Raw genomic sequence first — 20584 nt, 5'->3', positions numbered from 1 at the left:
AGCATCAAAAACCCAGCAACTTTTTGTTGCTGGGTTTTTTAAAAGGAGGATTTACCTTGATAGAAGACACCATTGCTGCCATTGCCACCCCTTTAGGTGAAGGGGGAATTGGTATTGTTCGTATCAGTGGACCGGAGGCCATTGAGGTGGGACAAAAAATATTTAAAGCCAAGTATAACAAAGAATGGTATAATGGACCCGGTTTTCGCCTGATATATGGCCATGTGCATGATAAAGAAACGGGAGAAATTGTTGATGAAGCGCTGCTTTCAATAATGCGTAAACCGAAGAGTTTTACCGGGGAAGATGTGGTGGAAATTAATTGCCATGGGGGTATGCTGCCGCTTAAAAAAACCCTTGAACTGGCTGTAAAAAACGGGGCCCGTTTAGCTGGGCCGGGTGAATTTAGCAAGAGGGCTTTTTTAAATGGTAAGCTGGATCTGGCCCAGGCCGAATCAATAATAGATATTATACGTTCTAAAACAGATACGGGATTGAAAATATCCATGGGCCAGCTGCAGGGGCGATTGTCTGCCAAAGTAAATGAAATGCAAAGTGAACTTTTAGGTATGCTGGCTCAAATTGAAGCCAACATAGATTTTCCTGAAGATGATATTGAAGAGGCCTCTTTAAAACAGATCTGCCGGCGCAGCGAAGCAATGCTGCAGGAAGTAAATAAATTGATTGCCGGGGCAGAAAACGGCAGAATATACCGGGAAGGGGTACGTACAGTAATTATTGGCAGGCCTAACGTTGGTAAATCTTCATTGTTAAACGCGCTATTAAAAGAAAATAGGGCCATTGTCACTGATATACCCGGTACCACCAGGGATATTATTGAAGAGTTTATAAACATAGGGGGTATCCCCCTGAAGATTGTGGATACAGCGGGTTTGAGAGAAACTGAAGACGTTGTGGAAAAAATAGGGGTGGAGCGGTCTAAAGAATTAATAAGCCGAGCAGATTTAATTTTGTTTGTGTTGGATGCCGCAGAGGGGGTTACCGCTGACGACTACAAAATAATCAAACTGCTGCCGAAAAATAATAATATTATAGTTATTGTCAATAAAATAGATGTTGAGAACAGTAAAATTAATGCTCGGGAGTTAAAAGATAAGTTTAACGATACAGCGGTAATAGAAATATCAGCCCTGCAGGGAAGGGGTTTAGAACAGCTGGAACAGGAAATTGTTAAACTGGTGATGGGTGGACAAGTTAGTGTTGATGACCAAATATTGATTACGAATATGAGGCACAAGCAATCTTTGGAAAAGGCAAAGCTGCATCTGGTGGAGGTTAAAAACGGCATTGAGGCCGGAGTACCGGGAGATTTGGTTTCCATTGACATAAAAAACGCGTGGGAAGCTTTGGGAGAAATCACAGGCAGTACTGTTAGTGAAGATTTAATAGATAAAATATTTGAAGACTTTTGCATTGGTAAATGAGGTGTTGGATGTTGAGTTATTACAGTGATAAATATGATGTGATAGTGGTTGGTGCGGGACACTCGGGTTGTGAAGCGGCTCTGGCAGCGGCCAGAATGGGCTGCCGTACTTTGGTGCTGACATTGAATATGGATAATGTTGCGTTAATGCCCTGCAACCCGGCTATTGGCGGCCCGGCAAAATCCCACTTGGTGCGGGAAATTGATGCTTTAGGTGGGGAAATGGCTCTCAACACCGACCGCAATGCCATTCAAATGCGCATGCTTAATACCGGTAAGGGTCCGGCGGTGCATGCTTTAAGGGCTCAATGTGATAAAAAAAGATATCAAAGTAATATGAAACAGGTGCTGGAAGGGCAGAAAAATTTAGATATTAAACAATTGCTGGTGGAGAGCATTATCACCAGGGCGGGAAGGGTTGTTGGCGTAACCACCCGGACCGGGGCCGCGTTTCACGCTCCGGCGGTAATAATTACATCGGGGACGTATTTAAAAGGGAAAATAATAATTGGTGATGTGAGTTTTGCAGGGGGACCCAACGGCCAGTTTTCTTCCGTTAATTTATCTCACAGTCTTAAAGACTTGGGTATAAAGATGGTCAGGTTTAAAACGGGAACGCCGGCCAGGATTGACCGCCGCACCGTGGACTTTAGTAAGATGGTTGAACAGCCTGGTGATGAAAAGGTTTATAATTTTTCTTTTATGTCTGATATTAAGCATAGAAAGCAGGTTTCGTGCTGGCTGACTTATACCAATGAGCGCACCCATGAGATTATAAGAAATAACCTGCATCGTTCGCCTTTATATGCCGGGATAATTGAGGGGGTAGGCCCCCGCTACTGCCCGTCAATAGAAGATAAAATAGTGCGGTTTGCCGATAAACCCAAGCACCAGGTATTTATTGAACCGGAAGGATTGGATACCTATGAGATGTATGTACAGGGTATGTCCACCAGTTTACCGGAGGACGTGCAGTATGATATGCTGCGAACTGTGAAAGGCCTGGAAAATGTTGAAATTATGAGGCCGGCCTATGCCATTGAATATGATTGTATTGTACCCACTCAATTAAAGCCCACATTGGAGTTAAAAGAAATCAGCGGTTTATTTATGGCCGGGCAGATTAACGGTACATCGGGATATGAAGAAGCGGCGGCCCAGGGTTTGATAGCCGGTATAAATGCCGTCTGTTATGTAAAAGATATGGAACCGTTTATACTCAGCCGTTCCGATGCTTATATCGGAGTTTTGATTGATGATTTGGTAACTAAGGGTACCAATGAGCCGTATAGATTATTAACATCCCGGGCGGAGTATCGACTGCTGTTAAGACAGGATAATGCTGATTTAAGATTAACTGAAAAGGGCAGGAAAATAGGGCTGGTTGATGACGAAAGATGGGAAAAGTTTAACCGGAAGAAGCAGTTAATTGACCAGGAAATCCGGTGGTTGAAAGATAACTCCCTTTCGCCTTCGGAAGAGGTTAACAGTGTATTAACCGCTGTTGGCACTTCTCCCATTGATCAAAAAACCCCTTTAATCACGCTGTTTAAAAGGCCGGAGGTTAATTATGAAGTATTAAAGAAGCTGAATATCAACAAAGATGAAATACCGAGCGATGTACAGGAAGAAGTAGAAATACTGATTAAGTACGAGGGATATATTAAGAAGCAGATGTCGCAGGTGGAAAAGTTTAAGAAAATGGAGAATAAGCTGTTAGCTGAAGATATTGATTATAGCAGTATATCCGGTTTGCGGAATGAAGCCAGGCAGAAGCTGAATGAAATTAAACCCCGGTCGGTGGGACAAGCCAGCCGTATTTCCGGTGTCAGCCCTGCTGATATATCTGTGCTGTTAATTTGGTTAGAGCAGCGGCGCAGGGAAAAGAATGCGGGGGATTAAGCGGATGGATGAGTTATTGATATCTACAATGCTTATTGGAGGCAGGGAGTTAGGTTATAGTTTTACTGATAATCAATTAAAGCAGTTTAATGATTATTACCGGTTTTTAATAGAGACCAATAAGTATATTAATTTAACTGCTATCACAGAGCCTGAAGAGGTGGCAGTAAAACATTTTTTAGATTCCATGACCTGTTTAAGTATTGTAAATAAGTATGAAAATGCTCGAATTATTGATGTGGGCACCGGGGCCGGTTTTCCCGGGGTGGTGTTGAAGATATGCAGCAGCGCTTCGGTGGTGTTATTGGATTCGCTGCGAAAGAGGGTTGATTTTTTAAACCGGCTGGTGGAAAAGCTGCAGCTGGAAAATATTAAAGCGGTACATGGTCGGGCTGAGGATTTCGGTAAAGACAAGGATTACCGTGCCCGGTACGACTTGGTGGTATCCAGGGCCGTGGCCCACCTGGCAGTTCTCTCGGAATATTGTTTACCCCTTATTAAAGTGGGCGGTACCTTTGTTGCTATGAAGGGATCAAAGGCGGAAAAAGAAATAGAGGAAGCGAAAAACGCTGTTAGTATTCTGGGTGGGAGAATTGTTGATATTAAAGAATTAAAACTGCCCGTTACCGGGAATAAAAGAACGATAGTTGAAATTAAAAAAGTGCTGCCTACGCCGGATAAATATCCCCGGAGAGCCGGGGTGCCCGCTAAAAAACCTTTAAAATAAACTGGGGGCTTGATTTTATCAAGCCCCCCGGACTGTCGATAAATTCGGCAGTTTTTTTATTTTAAATCACATAAAAAAAGAGCTTTAAGCCGATTAAAAACACTTAAAACCCTGTAAGTTTAAACTTTGGTGCCGAAGGTGGGAGTCGAACCCACACGGGGGGTGAGCCCCGCTGGATTTTGAGTCCAGTGCGTCTGCCAATTCCGCCACTTCGGCATGATTCTATTTTTCTGTCGCTAGCACACCTTATGATAGCATAATGTTGTTTTAAAGTCAATAACTGATTCAAGAAAAATTTAAAATTATATAGACAAACCGTCTTAAAAGGCTCATAATATTGTATATAACAAATTTATATAATTTACATAATAATGGAGGGGTGCTTAATGGCAAAGAGTAAAAAACAAACTACCAAATTTCAGTTAGATGATCCGAAGGTTAAAAAGTACATTATTGTTGGATTGGTTGTGCTGGTAGTAATTTCCTTTGCCATTGGCATTGGTTCGGTATCTAACTAACTAATAGTGAAGCATTGTTTTGGTCCAGGGACTTACAAGGTAGTTAACTTTTGGGACCTTTTTCTTTCTGGAGGAGTTTAAGAGGGTGCTGTCGAATCTTTATCTTTATTGTGACACGCAAACACATACTTTTAAAATTTGATTGCCGGTATAAAGCTTTTATAGCTTTTTTTGTTATGTAAGGGGGACTAAATTTGTCTTCAATGGATGACCAGCAGCTCATTGAAAGAAGTAAATCTGGTGATTACATAGCTTTTGAAGAACTTGTTCGCCGTTATGAGAATAAAGTGTATAATGTAGCCTATCGTTTTGTAGGTAATCATGCTGATGCCAGTGACTTGGCTCAAGAGGCATTTATAAAAATATACCAGGCATTGGGAAGTTTTAGGGGAGATTCCAGCTTCATGACCTGGATATATCACATAACTGCCAATGTGTGCCGTGATGAACTGCGGCGGCGGCAGAAAAAGCAGACCATTTCTTTAGATGATGATTTTCAAGATAAGGATAATTTGCCGCTTATTTTAAGTCTTTCCAGTGATAAACCGGGTCCGGAAGAAGAAATAGAGCGTATGGAATTGCGTGAGCAGGTGCAGCAGTGCTTGAATATGCTGTCTGATGAGCACCGCCTTATTTTAATTATGAGGGAAATGCAGCAGTTATCTTACGATGAAATAGCAAAAGTGCTGGGCTGTTCTTTGGGAACGGTAAAATCAAGGTTAAGCAGGGCAAGAATGGCTTTTAAGCAAAAAATGACCACAATATTGGAACATTCTTCATCTGAACCTCGTCAAAGAGTTAAAGAGGGGATGATATTATGAACTGCCAGGATGTAAGCGATAATTTATCTGCTTATCTTGATGACGAGTTAAGTAAAGAGGAAGCCCGTCATATAGCTGAGCATTTACTGGTATGTCATCACTGTCGGACCCAGTGGGAAGAGTTGAAGAGGGCCAGTTCCCTACTGCGTCATATGCCGGAGGTAGTTCCCCCGCCGCAATTTAGAAGCTCTTTACGTGAAAAATTATACTCAATGCCTAAACCTGCAGTGGGCAGTGAAAATAAATACGGGTTTTGGGAAAAAGTACGTAAAGTGGCAGGTTCTTCATGGTATAAGGTTGCTGCAGTTGCTGCCGTGTTTGGCATGACGTTGGGTATTACTTCGCTGTGGGATGGTGGTAATGTTGATATTGTTAACCATCCTGAAATAGCTAAAAATAATTATCCCAGTGCCGTACATCAATCAGAGGCGCCAGGGAAGGAAACGAAAGAGGCAGTCGGTAAACAATCAAATGATGATGCCCGTGATGCCGGACAAAGGGTACAGCAAACAGGTGCTGCAGCGGCAGTTAACCAGCATGAGGCGGCTGTTGTACAAAACAATCAACAGTATCAAGAAGTACCGGAGCAGTCCGGCACCGGTGGCAGTACAGCAGCTGGCAAATCAACTTCACCCGCTGTGTTACCGGAATCTGTGAATTTAACTACAGTGTCCAATATCAGTAAGATGAACCGCACTAATTTAATAGCTACATCGGTATTAATTAAAATCTCTGCAGCAGATACCGCTGCTGCTGCGGAAAAGATTCTGTCTTTGGCTCCCAAATATGACGGGACGGTGGTGAATAAAAATCCGCTGAATATTAGGGTGCCGGTGAAAAATTATTCATCTGTTCTGGCTGAGCTGGGCAGTATTGATGAAGGATTGGTAGCGAAATCAAGTCAGCAGGACTTTAATGCAGAATATGATGCTTTGGTTAAAGATTTAAGGCAGAAGCAGCAGCGGGAAGCGGAGTTAGTGCAGGAAATTGAGAAGGAAAATGATTCCGCGCAGCTGGAAAAGGAATTAGCTGCTGTGCGAAATGATATTCAAGAGTTAACAGCTAAAATGAAATTAATAGAGAATAACGCTGGATATGTAGATATTAAAGTTGAGTTTGTTTCTGCAGATTAGATTAAGATTTTAATAAAGCCTGCCAATTAGTTGTTTTGGCAGGCTTTAATTTCATCCAAATTATTGCTAACCGGTATAAAAAAAGGTAAAATAGCAGGAGATGTGAATTAGACAATTTTGGAAGGAGGGTTGTGCAGTATGCGAGAACAGGTAAAAGAAGCTCTGGATAAAATTCGTCCCTTTCTCCAGCGTGACGGTGGGGACGTTGAGCTTGTGGATATTACCGATGACGGTGTGGTTAAAGTAAAGCTGAAAGGAGCATGCCATGGTTGACCCGGTGCCGTACAGACCCTGAAATTGGGGATTGAGCGGGTGCTCAAGCAAGCGGTGCCGGAAGTAAAAGAGGTTGTGCAGGTTAACTAATTTTTTAAATGAGGCTGACTCAAAAGGTCATTCGTAAAAATGATCTTTTTTGAGTCAGCTCTTTCTTTTTGTCAGTTGATTTACATTTAACGGATAATTTAGCCCGGAATAGGGTATATTCTTCTGTTTTATCCCTTCACTTTTTGTTCTTCTTGACGATGTTTTTGCCATTTTTTCAAATTGTGGGCAGCACAAAGAAGACCCCAGTCAACGGTATTTTTTGACAGGCCTTTTAACAGATCTTTCATACGAAAACGTTTGGAATTGAGCCGATAATTTTATAGAAAAAATGACTGATACCCTTCCTTTTTGGTTAGCCTAATTTCAAGAGAAAGGGGGGGTGTTTGTGCGTGAAAAGGTAAAAGAAGCTTTGGAAAAAGTGCGCCCGTTTTTGCAGCGTGACGGCGGGGATGTTGAGCTTGTGGATATTACCGATGATGGTGTGGTTAAAGTAAAGCTGAAAGGAACATGTCATGGCTGACCCGGTGCTGCACAGACCCTGAAATTGGGGATTGAGCGGGTGCTCAAGCAGGCGGTACCGGAAGTAAAAGAAGTTGTGCAGGTTTAAAAAATAGGCCCCCACCGGGGGCTTAATCATTTGTAAACTGCGGTAAGGTATAATTACCGTTTTGCACAAATTCCAAAAAGGCCTGTACTGTTCTATTTTGATAGCGTTTTTTAGGATATACTAAATACAAATCCCGCTCCATGTTAAAGTCTTCGATGTTCAGTACTGCAATTCTTCCCAACTGTTTTTCTTTATATATTGCCCACTGGGATACTATTGAAATACCCAATCCTGCTTCTACCGCATTGACCACCGCGCCGGTACTGCCCAGTTCCATTGTTATGTTTAATTCGTCAAAGGATAATCCTCTCTGGGTGAGTTTTGTTTCCAGCACTGACCTGGTACCGGAACCCAGTTCGCGCCATATTAATCGCTCTGAAGCCAGCTGTTCTAGGGTGATGGTTTTATTGGCTGCCAGGGGATGAGAGGGTGGTGTTATTACAACCAGTTTATCGGTTAAAAATTTAGTGATGTTAAGTTTTTTATTATTCGGCTCTCTGCCCACTGCTCCCAGGTGGGCGCTTTCGTCAAGGAGATGTTTTATTACATTTTTGGAATCTGAAATTTGTAAGGAAATGTGAACATCCGGGTATTGTTTTTTGAATGCCCCTATAATGTAAGGCAGTATAAAGTGGCCGGGAATTGAACTGGCTGATATCACCAGTTTGCCTTTAACGGTGGCGCATAACTCTTTTATTTCGCATTCTGTTTTATGTAATAAATTTAGTATTTCATTGGCATGCTGGTAAAGCACTTCACCTGCAGGAGTAAGGGTAACCCGGCGTCCCCGTCGTTCAATTAACCCGACACCAAAATATTCCTCCAGGGCGCTGATGTGCTTGCTGACTGCAGGTTGTGTAATGTGAATTTCCTGCGCTGCCAGGGAAAGGCTTTTTTTGTTTACTACGGTGACGAAGGTTTTAAGTAGTGTTGTGTTCAATGCTTTCACCTCAAAATATATTATAAAGATTTTGTGATGTTATTTTATTTGTTCCAGCAGCCGGTTTATCACTGCGGCAAATTCTCCCCAGCTGACGTTGCTTTCCGGCGGGTGGTCGCTGTTTATTAGACCGGCTTCTTTAAGTTTGTTGATTTCTTCCGCGGAGTCGTAAGGAGGATCTGCAGTTTCTTTTACAGTTAAGGAAAGGGCTTTGGCGATGCCGTTGGCAGTGGCTTCAGCCAGGCCGGAACGGAACTTTTCATCTTTTAATAAAGTTACTTCGCTGGGATTGTCGATGAATAAATTTTCTACCAAAAGTGCCGGCATATTTGTTTCCCGCAGCACAGTAAAGTTGGCAGATTTTGTTCCCCGGTTGCGAATTCCTTTTGTGCTGAGGTAATCCATAATTTTGTTATGCACTACCCGCTGCAGTTCGGCTGTAACGGGGTTTTCCGTGGTGTGAATATAACTTTCAAAACCGCTGCCTCTTCCGGCGTTGCTGTGGATAGAAATAAAATAGTCTGCATTAAACCTGTTGGCAATATTTGCCCGTTCAGTCAAGGATACGTATATATCGTTGTTGCGGGTGAGATGTATTTCTGCAGTGTATTTTTTTAGATAATTACTTACTTTCCTGGCTATGTCCAGGTTTATTTCTTTTTCTGTAAGCCCGTAACCCACAGCGCCCGGGTCTCTGCCCCCATGCCCGGGGTCAATGACAATTGTTTTTTTTGACATGTTACCCACCACTCCTTAACATATAAAGTGAGTGTTCGAAAAGGAGCACGATAGACACGAACATCCTCATAAAGTTATATTATGAAGAAATTTTTTTATAGTGATTACGTACTCAATTTGATCCATACCCGGCGGTTTCTGGGACCGTCAAACTCACAAAAGTATATTCCCTGCCAGGTTCCCAGCCTGAGTGTGCCGTTTTGAATAAATAATGTTTCCGATGCACCTATTAAAGCAGCTTTAATGTGCGCGTCGGAATTGCCTTCCCTGTGCAGGTACGATTTATCAACCGGTATCAGTTTGTTCAGGGTGTTTAACATATCTGTTATTACAGTGGGGTCGGCATTTTCGTTTATAGTAATTCCCGCCGTGGTGTGAGGACAGTAAACATGGCAGAGACCGTGGGATATTCCGCTGTTTTGTACTAATTTTAGGATATCACCCGTTATGTCGATCATTTGCGTGCGTTCACCGGTTTTAACAGTTAGTTCTATTATTTTGGTCAACGAATTTACCTCCTTGTGTTTTTGGGCTTTTAAAATGTATACCCTATGGCTATATTATACAACTAAAAGCCGGCTGTCGAAAGTTTATTGAAAATAGTTATCTAAATTTTCTTACAATGGTTAAATTTATAAGCTGATTTTAGTATAATAAAAATAAAAATCTGAAAGGAGGAAGTATATGTGAACAGTTGTCCGCTGGCTTACAGCAGCACCTGCCAGGAGTGTATTTACAGCAGTAACTGTTATCCGGGTAAAGCGGTTAAAAAGCTGGAAGTATTGGAAATTCAAGTTTCTGAAATGCAGAAGAAGTTGGATCAGCTGGCCGAGGCATTGGCCAAGGCAGTGGATATTAATTAATTTAATTAAATAATTAATTGCTTCGCAATGGTGCGGGCGCTGCTCGATGTTGAGCATGTAAACTTTTTAAAATAATTAAGGCGGTTCATTGAACCGCCCGCGGGTAAATGTTTTGTTCTTCTTTGGTGAGGTGCAGCGTAGTTTCCTGCCAAACCTGCTTGAGTCTGCTGTAATCTCCGGCGGAGATGGTGCTGTCCAGCTGCTGTTCATAATCACTTATTGCTTTTTCCACCGGAACAACTCGGTATTTTTTCCTTCCCTCAGCCCAATAGACATGCACCCAGGTGGGAATGTAGTCTATCTTTTTAATTCTGGTGATGTTTTTCTCCCAGTCTTTTTCCAGCTGTACGTTAACAATTACACCGCTGTCAGAGTAACGCCAGCGTTGGTTAGAAATAAAGTTGCCTAAAGAATAAATAACAAAGGTTTCCTTTTCTTTTCCGTTATACATCACCCGTTGTTTTTCCATTGGTTGAATAACATGGGCGTGGTCACCAAATATAATATCCACGCCGAGGTTAAAGAGCTGGTTTACCAATTCCTTCTGCTGTTTGCTGGGATATCGCTGGTATTCCATGCCAAAATGCAGGTAAGCGATTATTATATCGGCATTCTGCTTTTGCAGTTGTTCTATGTCTGCGGCGATGTTATCTATGTTTATCATGTTCACAGCAAATTCTTTGCCTTTGGGTATCGGTATTCCGTTGGTGGTTTCAGTGTAGTTTAATATTCCAATTTTGATTCCCCTTACATCTACCATTAGCGGTTTTCTGGCCTCCGCTGTTTTATAATTTCCCACCGGTTTTAAACCTGCCCTTTCCAAGTGCTCCAGTGTTTTTACCAGCCCTTTAAATCCCCGGTCTAAGCTGTGATTGTTAGCTGTGGTTACCACGTCAACACCAACTTTTTTAAGGTCAAAGGCCAGCTGTTCGGGACAGTTGAATTTTGGATAGCCTGTAAAACCACCGTTTTCTTTTCCTGCCAGCCGTGTTTCCAAATTGGCAATGGTTAAATCCGGGCTGGTTAAATAATCTTTGACATCCGTTAATTGAGAAGCAAAGTCATAATTACCGGTATTTGAGTTCCAGGCAGCATATATAACCGGCATGTGCATTAAAAAGTCTCCCACCGCCGCCACCTCAATTATTACTGGTTCCGGTTTTTTCGGGGAGGGTGAGGGGGAATTTTTTACTATGTGAGGAGGTTGATTTGTACAACCTATTACAGTTATTAACAATAAAATGCACACTGCCGTTAGAACTTTAATTTTTTTCAAAAAAACCATTTCCCTTCGCTGTTTTGTATTTAGTATTCTGTGAACCGGTTTGATATCCTTTTAATTTTTACCGCTGGCAGGAACTATCAATTTTTATGTGGAAAAAATAAATAGATAATTGACAAAAACCCGTAATTTTAATTTTAGGAGGGTTGATTGTTTGGGAAAAATTATTGCTATTACTAACCAAAAGGGTGGTGTGGGAAAAACTACCACCGCCGTCAACCTGGGATCGTGCCTAGCCATGGAAGGCAGCAGGGTACTGCTGGTGGATATGGATCCCCAGGGTAACAGCACCAGCGGATTGGGAATTGATAAAGATAAACTGCAAAAATGTATTTATAATGTTTTAATTGATGGAATACCGTTACTGGAAGTAAGAGAAAAAACCCCGGTACAGGGTTTAGATAATATACCTGCCACTATGCAGCTGGCCGGTGCTGAAATTGAATTGGTTTCTAAAAATAAAAGGGAGCATGTTTTACGTACAGCCCTTACCCCTGTCGAAGAAATATATGATTATATTTTAATAGATTGTCCTCCCTCCCTTGGTTTGTTAACAATAAATTCTTTAACTGCTGCCCACACTATGCTTATTCCAATTCAATGTGAATATTATGCTTTGGAAGGATTAGGCCAGTTAATGAACACGTATAACCTGGTAAAAGAACATATCAACCCCAGGATTGATATAGAAGGTGTTTTATTAACTATGTTTGATGCCCGAACTAATCTTTCCATTCAGGTGGTTGAAGAGGTTAAAAGTTATTTTAAAAATAAAGTGTACAAAACAATAATACCCCGCAATGTGCGGTTGAGTGAGGCACCGAGCCATGGGAAACCGGTAATTTTATATGCTGCCAGATCCAGAGGGGCCGAAGTATACCGGGAACTGGCCAGGGAAGTAATGGGAAAACATCAAAACAAGCAAAAACCCCCAAAAATAAAGTTTGTTGCCGGCAGGCGGAGGAAGTGATGTTCATTGAGTAAAAAAATGGGTTTAGGCAAAGGTTTACAGGCGTTGATACCTTCTTATAATAAGGAGAATAAAAAAACACTGCGCAATATTTTGGTTGCTGACATAAAACCCAATCCGAAACAACCTCGCCAGGATATGAACAAAGAAAAACTTCAGGAATTGGCAGATTCTATTCAAGAACACGGTGTTGTTCAACCGGTGGTTGTGCGTGAACTTCCTGAGGGTGGATACCAGTTAATTGCCGGCGAACGCCGGTGGAGGGCCTGCCAGCTGGCCAATATAGATACAATTCCTGCCGTGGTAACGGAATATACAGATGTTGAGGCCGCAGAGGTGGCTTTAATTGAAAATTTACAGAGGGAAGATTTAAATCCACTGGAGGAATCCGTTGCTTATCAAAGTTTGATTAATGAGTTTGGTTTAACCCAGGAAGAACTGGCCAAGCGGGTGGGTAAAAGTAGGTCTTACATAACTAACATGCTGCGATTGCTTTCCCTGCCGGATGAAGTGCTGGCCATGTTAAGCGGCGGCCGGCTGTCGGTGGGACACGCCAGGGCGCTGTTAGCAATTAAAGATGACAGAAAAAAAATAACGGCGGCCAGAGAAATTGTAAAAAAACAGCTGTCGGTGCGGCAGACTGAAAAATTGGTTAAAAATCTGGAGAATAAAAAAGAGAAATCAAGGCGGTTTCAAAGCTGCTCACCGGAACTGGAAGATTTAAAAGATCAATTACAAAGCGTATTTGGCACCAAAGTGCAGATAAAAACCAATAAAAAGGGTAAGGGAAAATTGGAAATTGAATTTTACAGCGAAGATGACCTGGCCAGGATAATGGATATCCTTTTAAATACTGATTAAATGTTTCACGTGAAACATTCAGGGGTCATGTTTCACGTGAAACATTTTTATGGCTGCGGCAGTACTCTAAAATTAGCTGCCATTACAGGAACGGTCGTTTTTGAGCAGGATACCATTTTTCCGGGGCGGTATAATAGTTAAGGATTAATGTTTCACGTGAAACATTAATCCTTAATTAACTGGGGTGAATAAACTTGTTAGGTACTATTATAAATGCAGCGGCTATTGCGGCCGGCGTTTCCATCGGACTGATTTTTAAGCGCGGAATAACAGCAAAAATTCAAAATACAATTATGCAGGGTTTGGGGTTAGCTGTGCTGTTAATTGGTTTTAAAACAGCATGGCAGACAGAAAATGAATTGATACCAGTATTAAGCCTGGCCTTGGGGGCGGTGGTGGGCGAATATTTAGCCATCGAAGATAAACTAAATAAACTGGGTGGATGGCTGGAATCCAAAGTGGGCAGTAATCATGATAATGTGGCCAGGGCCTTTGTTACAGCAAGCCTAATGTACTGTATTGGTGCCATGGCCATAATGGGGCCCATGGAAGATGGTTTAACCGGAAAAACTAACATTTTGCAGGTTAAATCCGCTTTGGACGGCATATCAGCAGTAATATTTACCTCAACCATGGGTATTGGTGTGGTTTTTTCAGTCATACCGGTATTTATATATCAAGGTTCCATAACATTACTGGCTGAATATGTAAAAATTTTTTTTACAGAAAACATGATAACCGAGATGAACGCCACCGGCGGGATTTTGATAATTGGTATTGGTATTAATATTTTGGGTATCAAAAAAATTAAAGTTGCCAATTTACTGCCGGCCGTAATATTTGCTGTAATTTTTGTATGGCTAAAAGAAATATTTTTTAACATGCACTAAGTTATAACTGGGGGTAATTAACATGCTTCAGCAAGTAGAACAATACAGTTTATACATACTTTTAATTTTAACAGCACTATTAATGTTCAGCTTAATTATTCAAATTGTAATGTGGGCTAAAATAAAAAAATTAAAAAAGAATTATCAACGCCTTACCAGGGGTATTAATGTAAAAAGCATAGAAGAGCTTGTCCTGGTTTTTACCGACCGGGTTGAACAGATAAATAAGGACTTAAATCAATTAAAAAAAGAACAGGAACAGTTATCACAACAGATGAAAACATGTATTAAAACCCCAAAAATATTAAAGTACAACGCCTTTGAAGATATGGGAAGCAACCTCAGCTTTTCAATGGCCCTGCTGGATAATGAATATAACGGCTTGATATTAACCAGTATATACGGTAGAGATGAGTCGAGATTTTATGCTAAAAGGATAAATAAAGGAAAATCAGAACAAAATCTTTCCCCGGAAGAAAAAATAATATTGGAAGAATATAAAATTCCATAAGGATGCGGATAATATGATAATGCCTTCCAAATAATATAAGCGAATAAATTGGGAGGTGTTATCATGCAGAATAAAAAAATAGCTGTGGAAGATAATTTAACTGATGTTAAACAGGCATTACAACAGCGGGGTTATCAAGTGGTTTCACCGCAGCAGGGTCAAGATGCTGCGGCAATGGTGATAACGGGGATGGATGAAAATATTATGGGTATGATGGGGATAACATCCTCTGCCCCTGTAATTGAAGCAAGGGGATTAACAACCGGTGAAATATTACAAAAAATAGAAAATAAGCTGCAGCTGCAGTAAAAAGCAAAGCCCAGGTTACATTCCCTGGGCTTTGGTTTGTTTGTATTCCACAATTGTGGCCAGCAGACCGTCACTAATTAAATTTGCCAACTGCATTACCAGGTTTAAACGGGTGTTCTGCAGCACCATGTATTCCATGAAACCACCAACATTAACCACCCCGGTGATATGAATGTCCCCCACGGCGGGCAATTTTTTATGCACCCCTGCCCCCGGTTTAAGGGCTCCGGTGGCTATATTTACACAGCCCACATTGTCTAATTGGCCCAAAGAAGCGTCCACTGCAATTATTAAGGGATTATGATAACATTTATTGATTTCATCCAGTTTTTCTTCTAAGTTGCCGCCGTGAACCGGGTTTTCCAGCGTTCCGTACACTTCAAAAAAATCCTGACCGATTTCACTGAGCTTACTTCCCACCAGCGGCCCCAAACAATCTCCCGTTGAACGATCGGTTCCGATGCACACCAGCACCACCGGTCTGCCGGGCTTTAACCCGCACTTTAACAACTTATATGTTAAATCCCAGCTGAATTTTTTTACTGCCAGCGGGTCACTGCAGTTTATCCTGGTTTTGGGAACGGCTGTATGTTGTTCTAACTGGTTAATGATAGCCATTGGTTATCCTCCTTGAATTAAGTCAGCTAGTATATTTATTCCCATTCCGGCAGTAAAATATGCCTTCTGTAAATATTTTTTTGGTCAGCATTTGCAGCTTAGAGCATAGTAATCGATAATGAGAACCTATTAAAGAGGTGAATTTATGTATAACAATATACTCATGTTTTTAAAGGTGCTGACCTTATATATAGGTACTGTTATTGGAGCCGGTTTTGCTTCCGGCCAGGAAGTTTTACAATTTTTTATCAACTACGGAACCAAAGGAATTTGGGGAGTGGTGGTGGTTACCGTTTGCTTTTCATACTTGGGTATGATTATCATGTATATGGCCACTAAATTTAAATCAGGAAGTTACCAGGAAATTTTGCCCTTCTTAATGGGACCCACATCGCGAATAATGGATGTTTTAAGTTTGATTATGCTGGTGGGCGGCCTGGGGATTATGCTGGCAGGCAGCGGAGCGGTGATAAATCAGTACCTGGGCCTGCCGAACTATGCCGGAATTTTGGCAGCAGCTGCTGTAACAATAATAGTTATCTTGGGCGGGGTAGAGAGAGTTCTTGCGGCTAATTTAATACTTGTACCCATTAAATTACTGGTTGTATGCGTTATAGCGATAATGGCCATTGCTAACCAAACAGCGCTTATACCGGCACCGGTGGTACCGGTAACAAAACCGTTGGTTGCCTCCCACTGGTTGTGGGCCAGTATTTTGTATGTGTCTTACAACATGGTGGTGCCGCTGGCGGCATTATCTTCTGTGGGCAGAATAGTAACGCCGAAAATTGGTATATTGGCAGGATTAACCGGCGGCGCTGTATTGGGTTTAACCACCGGCCTTATTACCATGGCCGGGTTAAGTTACTACCCGGAAATAACCAATTACCCGGTACCGATGTTATACCTGGCAGAAACCATTGCCCCGGTGTTAAAAACAGTATTTGCTTTACTGATATGGGTGGCCATCTTAACCACCGCCATTGCCGACGCCCACGGCTTTGCCAGCAGGATAGCTCCGGGGGGAGGTAAACTGTATAAACTTGTTGGCACCGGTATCTGTGTGGCGGTGCTGCCTCTAACAAAACTGGACTTTGCTCAGCTGGTACAGAAACTGTACCCCATGTTTGGGTATGCCGGTTTAATACTGTTAGCTGCTTTACTGGTGATACCGGTATTGAGATTTAGTTTAAAAAAGTAATTAAACCTTCGAATGCCTGTCATTAGAAGGTTTTTTTGTGTTATTGTATATATAGTCGATACCATTTTTCGGGGTAGAATGGGAGGTGGAAAAATCTGAACTGGATTGACATTGTAATTATCATAATTGTAGCTTATTCTGCATTCCGGGGATTTTTAACCGGTTTAATAAAATCACTAACCGGGCTGCTTGGTTTTGTAGTGGGACTGCTGGTGGCATATAAATACCATTCCATGCTCACCGATTATTTAATAGTTAGGTGGCATGTAAATGAAAAAATAGCTCCCATGTTTAAACCGCTGCTGAGTTTCTTTTTGCCGCCTGATGCATACAGCACCACTTTAATGACCGTAAGCCAGGTGGAACAGCTGGCTGGTGCGGTATCACCGCTGCTGTTAAAAATACTGCACAGCGCTGCTTTAAATGACAGCACCACCATAGGAGAGGCGGTCAGCCTGGTACTGGCCCAGGGAGTACTCAGTGTAATATCATTTATAACACTGCTCTTATTGACAGATCTGCTGATAAAATTTACCGGCAGTGTGCTGCACAACCTGGTGGATTGGGGTATATTTGCCCCGTTTAACCGCCTGGGCGGGGCATTATTCGGCATCCTGCGGGGACTGCTGATAGTATGGATAATTTTAGCCGTAATAATGCCTTTACAAATACCGGTTGCAATTTTAGGGGGAGAAACATCACTGACCCAGGCCTTAGAAAATTCACAACTGGCCAAAATGTTTTGGCAGGTGCTTACTATATCTGACTGGAGCCCGGCAGGAAACTGGTTAAAACCGAAAGACTTAGAAATATATTTAAAATCGATTTAAGGGTATAATAAATTTTAAAATTTCAATTACACAGGGGGTTAGCTATGAAACAACCGAAACATCCCGCCGAAAACTTAGCTTATAAAAAAGAAAGTGCCTGGTATCAAATGGATAACGGCTTAATGTCCCATATTTTTTCCTTTAATGAGCAGTACAAAACCTTTCTTAACATGGCTAAAACAGAAAGGGAAACGTCATTACAAGTGGTATCGATGGCCAGGGAAAACGGGTTTACTCCCATCAACGAGATTGACAAAATTCAGCCGGGAAGCAGGGTTATGCTTAATTACCGTAATAAAGCGGTAATGATGGCCGTGGTGGGAACCAACCCCATTGACCAGGGCTGCAGCATTATTGGCTCCCATAGTGATTCCCCCCGATTGGATTTAAAACCGAATCCACTTTATGAAAAAGAAGACTTAGCACTGTTAAAAACACATTATTACGGGGGAATAAAAAAATACCAGTGGCTCGGTATTCCCCTGGCACTGCATGGAGTGGTCTGCCTGAAGAACGGTTCAACAATATCAGTGGTTGTGGGGGAAGAAAGCAGCGACCCGGTTTTTACAATCACCGATTTACTGCCTCACCTGGCCGAAAAACAAATGAATAAAAAAATGCTGGAAGCAGTAACGGGAGAAGGATTAAATATAATCATCGGCGGTATTCCGCTGCAGCACAGTGAGGAGATAAAAAACCCCGTCAAATTGGCAATTTTAGAGAAATTGTATCAACAATTCGGCATGACCGAAGAGGATTTTATCAGTGCCGAGTTTGAAGTGGTGCCGGCCTGGCCGGCAAGGGACGTGGGATTGGACCGCAGCATGATCGGTTCGTACGGTCAGGATGACCGGGTATGCGTATACACTTCCCTAAGGGCCATAATGGATATCAATGTTCCTAAGCATACCGCAGTTACCATATTTATGGATAAAGAAGAAATAGGTTCCAGCGGAAACACCGGTATGGCGGCCAGAACCTTTGAAAACTTCATGGCCGAGCTGGTGGCTAAAATTTTACCCGCGTACAGTGAACTGGCGCTGCGCCGCTGCCTGGCCAATTCAAAGGCTTTATCGGCCGATGTTAATGCCGCCTTGGATCCCAACTACGAAGAAGTATTGGAAAAAATGAATGCCTGTAAATTGGGCCGCGGTGTGGTGATCACCAAATACACCGGCTCCCGGGGAAAAGTACACGCCAATGATGCCCATGCAGAATTTATGGGTTATATACGCAGCATATTCAGCCAAAACAACATACCCTGGCAGACCGGGGAGCTTGGCAAAGTGGATGAAGGTGGTGGCGGCACCATTGCCTACCTGATGGCGGTATACGGCATGGATGTGGTTGACTGCGGTGTACCTATACTGGGAATGCACTCGCCCTTTGAAGTAGCCAGCAAATTGGATGTTTATACCGCCTACCAGGCCTATAAGGCCTTTTTGACCAATTAAAAAAATACCGCCAGTAAAGTACACCGGCATTTTTGTAAGCAGCAGAAATGCCGGTGTAACTGCTTTTGCCAGTTTCACTATTCAACTTTTCCGGAATGCTTTGACTTCTTGGTATAATATGTGTAATTTATAAAGTAACCGGTATGATGTATAAGCTGCTTGATTATTGCTGTCGCTGACCTAATGTTTGGAGGTGGTGGACATGATGCGTTACAGTGTGGGAGACATTGTGAGAATGCGTAAAAGTCACCCCTGCGGTGGTGACCAGTGGGAAATTATGCGCACCGGTGTGGACATCCGGATTAAATGTACAACCTGCGGCAGAGTTTTAATGCTGCCCCGTCCAAAGTTTGAAAAAAGTCTTAAAGCTATTATTAGCGAAAACTCAAAAAATAATTCATAACCTTGCCATAGCATGTCAAATATGATATACTACCGTAACTGGAAAGAACTATGTTATGTTCTCTCCCGCTCCACCCAGGGGGTGGGGCCAAAGACCGAGGGAGGAGGTGAAGAGGCTTGCGTAATTACGAATTAACATTCATCGTACGTGCTGATTTGGAAGAAGAAGCCATTGATGCGGTGATTGATAAGTTTACCGGCCTCATTAAAAACAACGGTGGGGAAGTAACCGAAGTTGAAAAATGGGGCAAACGCCGCCTGGCTTACAGCATTCAAAAGCAGAACGATGGATTTTATGTAATTGTGAACTTTAAAGCTGAACCGGCTGTTTCCCATGAGTTAGAGCGTGTGCTGAAGATTACTGACGAAGTACTGCGCCACGTGGTTATTCGTAAAGAGGAATAATTTTTTATTTATGTCGGGGTGATTAAATTAATATGTTAAATAAAATAATTTTAATCGGAAGATTAACACGCGACCCCGAACCCCGTTACACCACAAGCGGAGTGGCTGTAACCAAGTTCACCTTGGCTGTGGATCGGCCATTTGCAAACAGACAGGGCGAAAGAGAAACTGACTTTATAGACGTAGTTACTTGGCAGAAACTGGCTGAAATATGTGCTAACAATTTGAGTAAAGGCCGGTTAGTGGCTGTGGAAGGTCGCCTGCAAATTCGTTCCTATGACGATAATCAGGGAATAAGGCGTAAAGCTGCCGAAGTGGTGGCGGATAATGTGCGCTTCTTAGACCGGGCCAAAGAGAGGGCCGATGCGCCTGCCGGGCAGGAAAGTTACAGTAATGCCGATGCGGGCGGTTTTGCCAGTGAAATCAGTTTCTCCGATGATGCTGACGATGTTCCGTTTTAGAAAAGGAGGGAAATCATGGCCAGAGACCGTCGCAGAAAAAAGCGCATCTGCAGCTTTTGCGTAGATAAAAAAGAAGAAATAGATTTCAAAGACGTACCCCGTCTTAAGAAATATATCACCGAGCGCGGCAAAATACTGCCCCGCCGTATTTCCGGCAACTGTGCCAAACACCAGCGGATGCTTACCACAGCAATTAAAAGAGCCCGTGTGATGGCACTATTGCCCTACACCATAGATTAATATAAAAAAGCAGCAAAGGAAGCACAGGCTTCCTTTGTTTTTTTATGTGTGCCCGGCATGGGCAATGTCTATAGGGTGAAAGTCCCGAACGTTGAAGGTAGCAGTAAACGTTAGCTTAAGGCAAGGGTGTCCG

26 protein-coding genes and 1 tRNA gene are annotated in these 20584 nt (G+C 42.4%); 21 read left to right on the top strand and 6 right to left on the bottom strand.

Annotation, left to right across the window (positions count from 1 at the left end; all coding sequences use genetic code 11):
- Nucleotides 1-56: 56 nt before the first annotated feature.
- From mnmE to rsmG, 3 genes are read left to right on the top strand one after another with little or no spacing between them, the layout of a single operon-like run.
- The gene (mnmE, locus tag JOC37_RS11020) at nucleotides 57-1445 is read left to right on the top strand and encodes a tRNA uridine-5-carboxymethylaminomethyl(34) synthesis GTPase MnmE (protein ID WP_204618900.1); all 1389 of its coding nucleotides are present in this window, start codon (nucleotides 57-59) and stop codon (nucleotides 1443-1445) included.
- An 11-nt stretch (nucleotides 1446-1456) separates the two neighbouring features.
- Nucleotides 1457-3346 (top strand): tRNA uridine-5-carboxymethylaminomethyl(34) synthesis enzyme MnmG, encoded by a 1890-nt coding sequence (gene mnmG / locus JOC37_RS11015; RefSeq protein WP_420797297.1) that lies wholly within the window; start codon nucleotides 1457-1459, stop codon nucleotides 3344-3346.
- A gap of 4 nt (nucleotides 3347-3350) precedes the next feature.
- The gene (rsmG, locus tag JOC37_RS11010; protein ID WP_204618897.1) at nucleotides 3351-4073 is read left to right on the top strand and encodes a 16S rRNA (guanine(527)-N(7))-methyltransferase RsmG; all 723 of its coding nucleotides are present in this window, start codon (nucleotides 3351-3353) and stop codon (nucleotides 4071-4073) included.
- A gap of 127 nt (nucleotides 4074-4200) precedes the next feature.
- Here the strand turns inward: rsmG and JOC37_RS11005 are convergent.
- Nucleotides 4201-4289 (bottom strand) — tRNA-Leu (locus JOC37_RS11005).
- 170 nt (nucleotides 4290-4459) lie between these two features.
- On the opposite strand from JOC37_RS11005, the gene JOC37_RS13515 reads away from it, so the two are divergent.
- The 5 genes from JOC37_RS13515 (at nucleotide 4460) to JOC37_RS10985 (ending at nucleotide 7476) form a co-directional block, all read left to right on the top strand.
- The gene (locus tag JOC37_RS13515) at nucleotides 4460-4591 is read left to right on the top strand and encodes a hypothetical protein (protein ID WP_274380961.1); all 132 of its coding nucleotides are present in this window, start codon (nucleotides 4460-4462) and stop codon (nucleotides 4589-4591) included.
- A gap of 203 nt (nucleotides 4592-4794) precedes the next feature.
- Nucleotides 4795-5412, top strand: coding sequence for an RNA polymerase sigma factor (locus JOC37_RS11000; RefSeq protein ID WP_204618930.1), 618 nt, complete (start codon nucleotides 4795-4797; stop codon nucleotides 5410-5412).
- On the top strand, nucleotides 5409-6545 hold the full coding sequence (locus tag JOC37_RS10995; RefSeq protein ID WP_204618927.1) for a DUF4349 domain-containing protein: 1137 nt from the start codon (nucleotides 5409-5411) through the stop codon (nucleotides 6543-6545). Before JOC37_RS11000 ends, JOC37_RS10995 begins: the two co-directional genes overlap by 4 nt.
- A 138-nt stretch (nucleotides 6546-6683) precedes the next feature.
- Entirely contained in the window at nucleotides 6684-6908 is a 225-nt protein-coding gene (locus JOC37_RS10990; RefSeq protein ID WP_204618895.1) for a NifU family protein, read from the top strand.
- Between the two features lie 346 nt (nucleotides 6909-7254).
- Nucleotides 7255-7476 carry a NifU family protein gene (locus tag JOC37_RS10985; protein ID WP_204618893.1) on the top strand — a complete coding sequence of 74 codons (222 nt, stop codon included), beginning with the start codon at nucleotides 7255-7257 and terminating at the stop codon, nucleotides 7474-7476.
- Between the two features lie 22 nt (nucleotides 7477-7498).
- Here JOC37_RS10985 and JOC37_RS10980 read toward each other — a convergent pair whose 3' ends face one another.
- The 3 genes from JOC37_RS10980 to JOC37_RS10970 all read right to left on the bottom strand — a co-directional run bounded on the left by JOC37_RS10980 (nucleotide 7499) and on the right by JOC37_RS10970 (nucleotide 9660).
- Complete coding sequence (locus tag JOC37_RS10980; protein WP_204618891.1) at nucleotides 7499-8416, bottom strand: selenium metabolism-associated LysR family transcriptional regulator; 918 nt, start codon at nucleotides 8414-8416, stop codon at nucleotides 7499-7501.
- A 39-nt stretch (nucleotides 8417-8455) separates the two neighbouring features.
- Nucleotides 8456-9154, bottom strand: coding sequence for an N-acetylmuramoyl-L-alanine amidase family protein (locus JOC37_RS10975; protein WP_204618889.1), 699 nt, complete (start codon nucleotides 9152-9154; stop codon nucleotides 8456-8458).
- Between the two features lie 104 nt (nucleotides 9155-9258).
- Nucleotides 9259-9660, bottom strand: coding sequence for a secondary thiamine-phosphate synthase enzyme YjbQ (locus JOC37_RS10970; RefSeq protein ID WP_204618887.1), 402 nt, complete (start codon nucleotides 9658-9660; stop codon nucleotides 9259-9261).
- A 180-nt stretch (nucleotides 9661-9840) separates the two neighbouring features.
- On the opposite strand from JOC37_RS10970, the gene JOC37_RS10965 reads away from it, so the two are divergent.
- A complete protein-coding gene (locus JOC37_RS10965; RefSeq protein ID WP_204618885.1) occupies nucleotides 9841-10017 on the top strand; it encodes a hypothetical protein in 177 nt (58 codons plus the stop codon).
- An 85-nt stretch (nucleotides 10018-10102) separates the two neighbouring features.
- Here JOC37_RS10965 and JOC37_RS10960 read toward each other — a convergent pair whose 3' ends face one another.
- Nucleotides 10103-11302 carry a CapA family protein gene (locus JOC37_RS10960; protein WP_204618883.1) on the bottom strand — a complete coding sequence of 400 codons (1200 nt, stop codon included), beginning with the start codon at nucleotides 11300-11302 and terminating at the stop codon, nucleotides 10103-10105.
- Between the two features lie 151 nt (nucleotides 11303-11453).
- Between JOC37_RS10960 and JOC37_RS10955 the strand changes: the two genes are divergently transcribed.
- From JOC37_RS10955 to JOC37_RS10935, 5 genes are all read left to right on the top strand, one after another.
- The gene (locus JOC37_RS10955) at nucleotides 11454-12269 is read left to right on the top strand and encodes a ParA family protein (RefSeq protein WP_204618881.1); all 816 of its coding nucleotides are present in this window, start codon (nucleotides 11454-11456) and stop codon (nucleotides 12267-12269) included.
- Nucleotides 12270-12275: 6 nt separating this feature from the next.
- Nucleotides 12276-13130 carry a ParB/RepB/Spo0J family partition protein gene (locus JOC37_RS10950; RefSeq protein ID WP_204618879.1) on the top strand — a complete coding sequence of 285 codons (855 nt, stop codon included), beginning with the start codon at nucleotides 12276-12278 and terminating at the stop codon, nucleotides 13128-13130.
- A gap of 194 nt (nucleotides 13131-13324) precedes the next feature.
- A complete protein-coding gene (locus tag JOC37_RS10945) occupies nucleotides 13325-14020 on the top strand; it encodes a DUF554 domain-containing protein (protein ID WP_204618878.1) in 696 nt (231 codons plus the stop codon).
- A gap of 22 nt (nucleotides 14021-14042) precedes the next feature.
- Nucleotides 14043-14531 (top strand): DUF4446 family protein, encoded by a 489-nt coding sequence (locus JOC37_RS10940; protein WP_204618876.1) that lies wholly within the window; start codon nucleotides 14043-14045, stop codon nucleotides 14529-14531.
- A gap of 63 nt (nucleotides 14532-14594) precedes the next feature.
- The gene (locus JOC37_RS10935; protein ID WP_204618874.1) at nucleotides 14595-14840 is read left to right on the top strand and encodes a YkuS family protein; all 246 of its coding nucleotides are present in this window, start codon (nucleotides 14595-14597) and stop codon (nucleotides 14838-14840) included.
- Nucleotides 14841-14855: 15 nt separating this feature from the next.
- On the opposite strand, the gene yyaC is transcribed toward JOC37_RS10935, so the two are convergent.
- Nucleotides 14856-15458 carry a spore protease YyaC gene (yyaC, locus tag JOC37_RS10930; RefSeq protein ID WP_204618872.1) on the bottom strand — a complete coding sequence of 201 codons (603 nt, stop codon included), beginning with the start codon at nucleotides 15456-15458 and terminating at the stop codon, nucleotides 14856-14858.
- A gap of 145 nt (nucleotides 15459-15603) precedes the next feature.
- On the opposite strand from yyaC, the gene JOC37_RS10925 reads away from it, so the two are divergent.
- The 7 genes from JOC37_RS10925 (at nucleotide 15604) to rpsR (ending at nucleotide 20451) form a co-directional block, all read left to right on the top strand.
- Nucleotides 15604-16659 carry a YkvI family membrane protein gene (locus tag JOC37_RS10925; protein WP_204618870.1) on the top strand — a complete coding sequence of 352 codons (1056 nt, stop codon included), beginning with the start codon at nucleotides 15604-15606 and terminating at the stop codon, nucleotides 16657-16659.
- A gap of 95 nt (nucleotides 16660-16754) precedes the next feature.
- Nucleotides 16755-17489, top strand: coding sequence for a CvpA family protein (locus tag JOC37_RS10920; RefSeq protein WP_204618923.1), 735 nt, complete (start codon nucleotides 16755-16757; stop codon nucleotides 17487-17489).
- A 44-nt stretch (nucleotides 17490-17533) separates the two neighbouring features.
- Complete coding sequence (locus JOC37_RS10915; RefSeq protein ID WP_204618868.1) at nucleotides 17534-18943, top strand: aminopeptidase; 1410 nt, start codon at nucleotides 17534-17536, stop codon at nucleotides 18941-18943.
- A gap of 202 nt (nucleotides 18944-19145) precedes the next feature.
- Nucleotides 19146-19346, top strand: coding sequence for a DUF951 domain-containing protein (locus JOC37_RS10910; protein ID WP_204618866.1), 201 nt, complete (start codon nucleotides 19146-19148; stop codon nucleotides 19344-19346).
- Between the two features lie 116 nt (nucleotides 19347-19462).
- A complete protein-coding gene (rpsF, locus tag JOC37_RS10905; protein WP_204618865.1) occupies nucleotides 19463-19750 on the top strand; it encodes a 30S ribosomal protein S6 in 288 nt (95 codons plus the stop codon).
- 32 nt (nucleotides 19751-19782) lie between these two features.
- Entirely contained in the window at nucleotides 19783-20211 is a 429-nt protein-coding gene (locus JOC37_RS10900; protein ID WP_204618863.1) for a single-stranded DNA-binding protein, read from the top strand.
- 15 nt (nucleotides 20212-20226) lie between these two features.
- Nucleotides 20227-20451 (top strand): 30S ribosomal protein S18, encoded by a 225-nt coding sequence (rpsR, locus tag JOC37_RS10895; protein ID WP_204618860.1) that lies wholly within the window; start codon nucleotides 20227-20229, stop codon nucleotides 20449-20451.
- Nucleotides 20452-20584 lie beyond the last annotated feature (133 nt).

Origin of the sequence: Desulforadius tongensis, assembly GCF_016907915.1 — a bacterium.
GTDB lineage: Bacteria > Bacillota > Desulfotomaculia > Desulfotomaculales > Desulfohalotomaculaceae > Desulforadius > Desulforadius tongensis.
This window is presented reverse-complemented; position numbering and strand designations above follow the sequence as displayed.

Coding starts and splice junctions, on each gene's coding strand:
- rsmG (WP_204618897.1), top strand. CDS start 3,351: ATGGATGAGTTATTGATATCTACAATGCTTATTGGAGGCAGGGAGTTA.
- JOC37_RS13515 (WP_274380961.1), top strand. CDS start 4,460: ATGGCAAAGAGTAAAAAACAAACTACCAAATTTCAGTTAGATGATCCG.
- JOC37_RS11000 (WP_204618930.1), top strand. CDS start 4,795: ATGGATGACCAGCAGCTCATTGAAAGAAGTAAATCTGGTGATTACATA.
- JOC37_RS10995 (WP_204618927.1), top strand. CDS start 5,409: ATGAACTGCCAGGATGTAAGCGATAATTTATCTGCTTATCTTGATGAC.
- JOC37_RS10975 (WP_204618889.1), bottom strand. CDS start 9,154: ATGTCAAAAAAAACAATTGTCATTGACCCCGGGCATGGGGGCAGAGAC.
- JOC37_RS10960 (WP_204618883.1), bottom strand. CDS start 11,302: ATGGTTTTTTTGAAAAAAATTAAAGTTCTAACGGCAGTGTGCATTTTA.
- JOC37_RS10940 (WP_204618876.1), top strand. CDS start 14,043: ATGCTTCAGCAAGTAGAACAATACAGTTTATACATACTTTTAATTTTA.
- JOC37_RS10935 (WP_204618874.1), top strand. CDS start 14,595: ATGCAGAATAAAAAAATAGCTGTGGAAGATAATTTAACTGATGTTAAA.
- yyaC (WP_204618872.1), bottom strand. CDS start 15,458: ATGGCTATCATTAACCAGTTAGAACAACATACAGCCGTTCCCAAAACC.
- JOC37_RS10925 (WP_204618870.1), top strand. CDS start 15,604: ATGTATAACAATATACTCATGTTTTTAAAGGTGCTGACCTTATATATA.
- JOC37_RS10915 (WP_204618868.1), top strand. CDS start 17,534: ATGAAACAACCGAAACATCCCGCCGAAAACTTAGCTTATAAAAAAGAA.
- JOC37_RS10910 (WP_204618866.1), top strand. CDS start 19,146: ATGATGCGTTACAGTGTGGGAGACATTGTGAGAATGCGTAAAAGTCAC.
- JOC37_RS10900 (WP_204618863.1), top strand. CDS start 19,783: ATGTTAAATAAAATAATTTTAATCGGAAGATTAACACGCGACCCCGAA.
- rpsR (WP_204618860.1), top strand. CDS start 20,227: ATGGCCAGAGACCGTCGCAGAAAAAAGCGCATCTGCAGCTTTTGCGTA.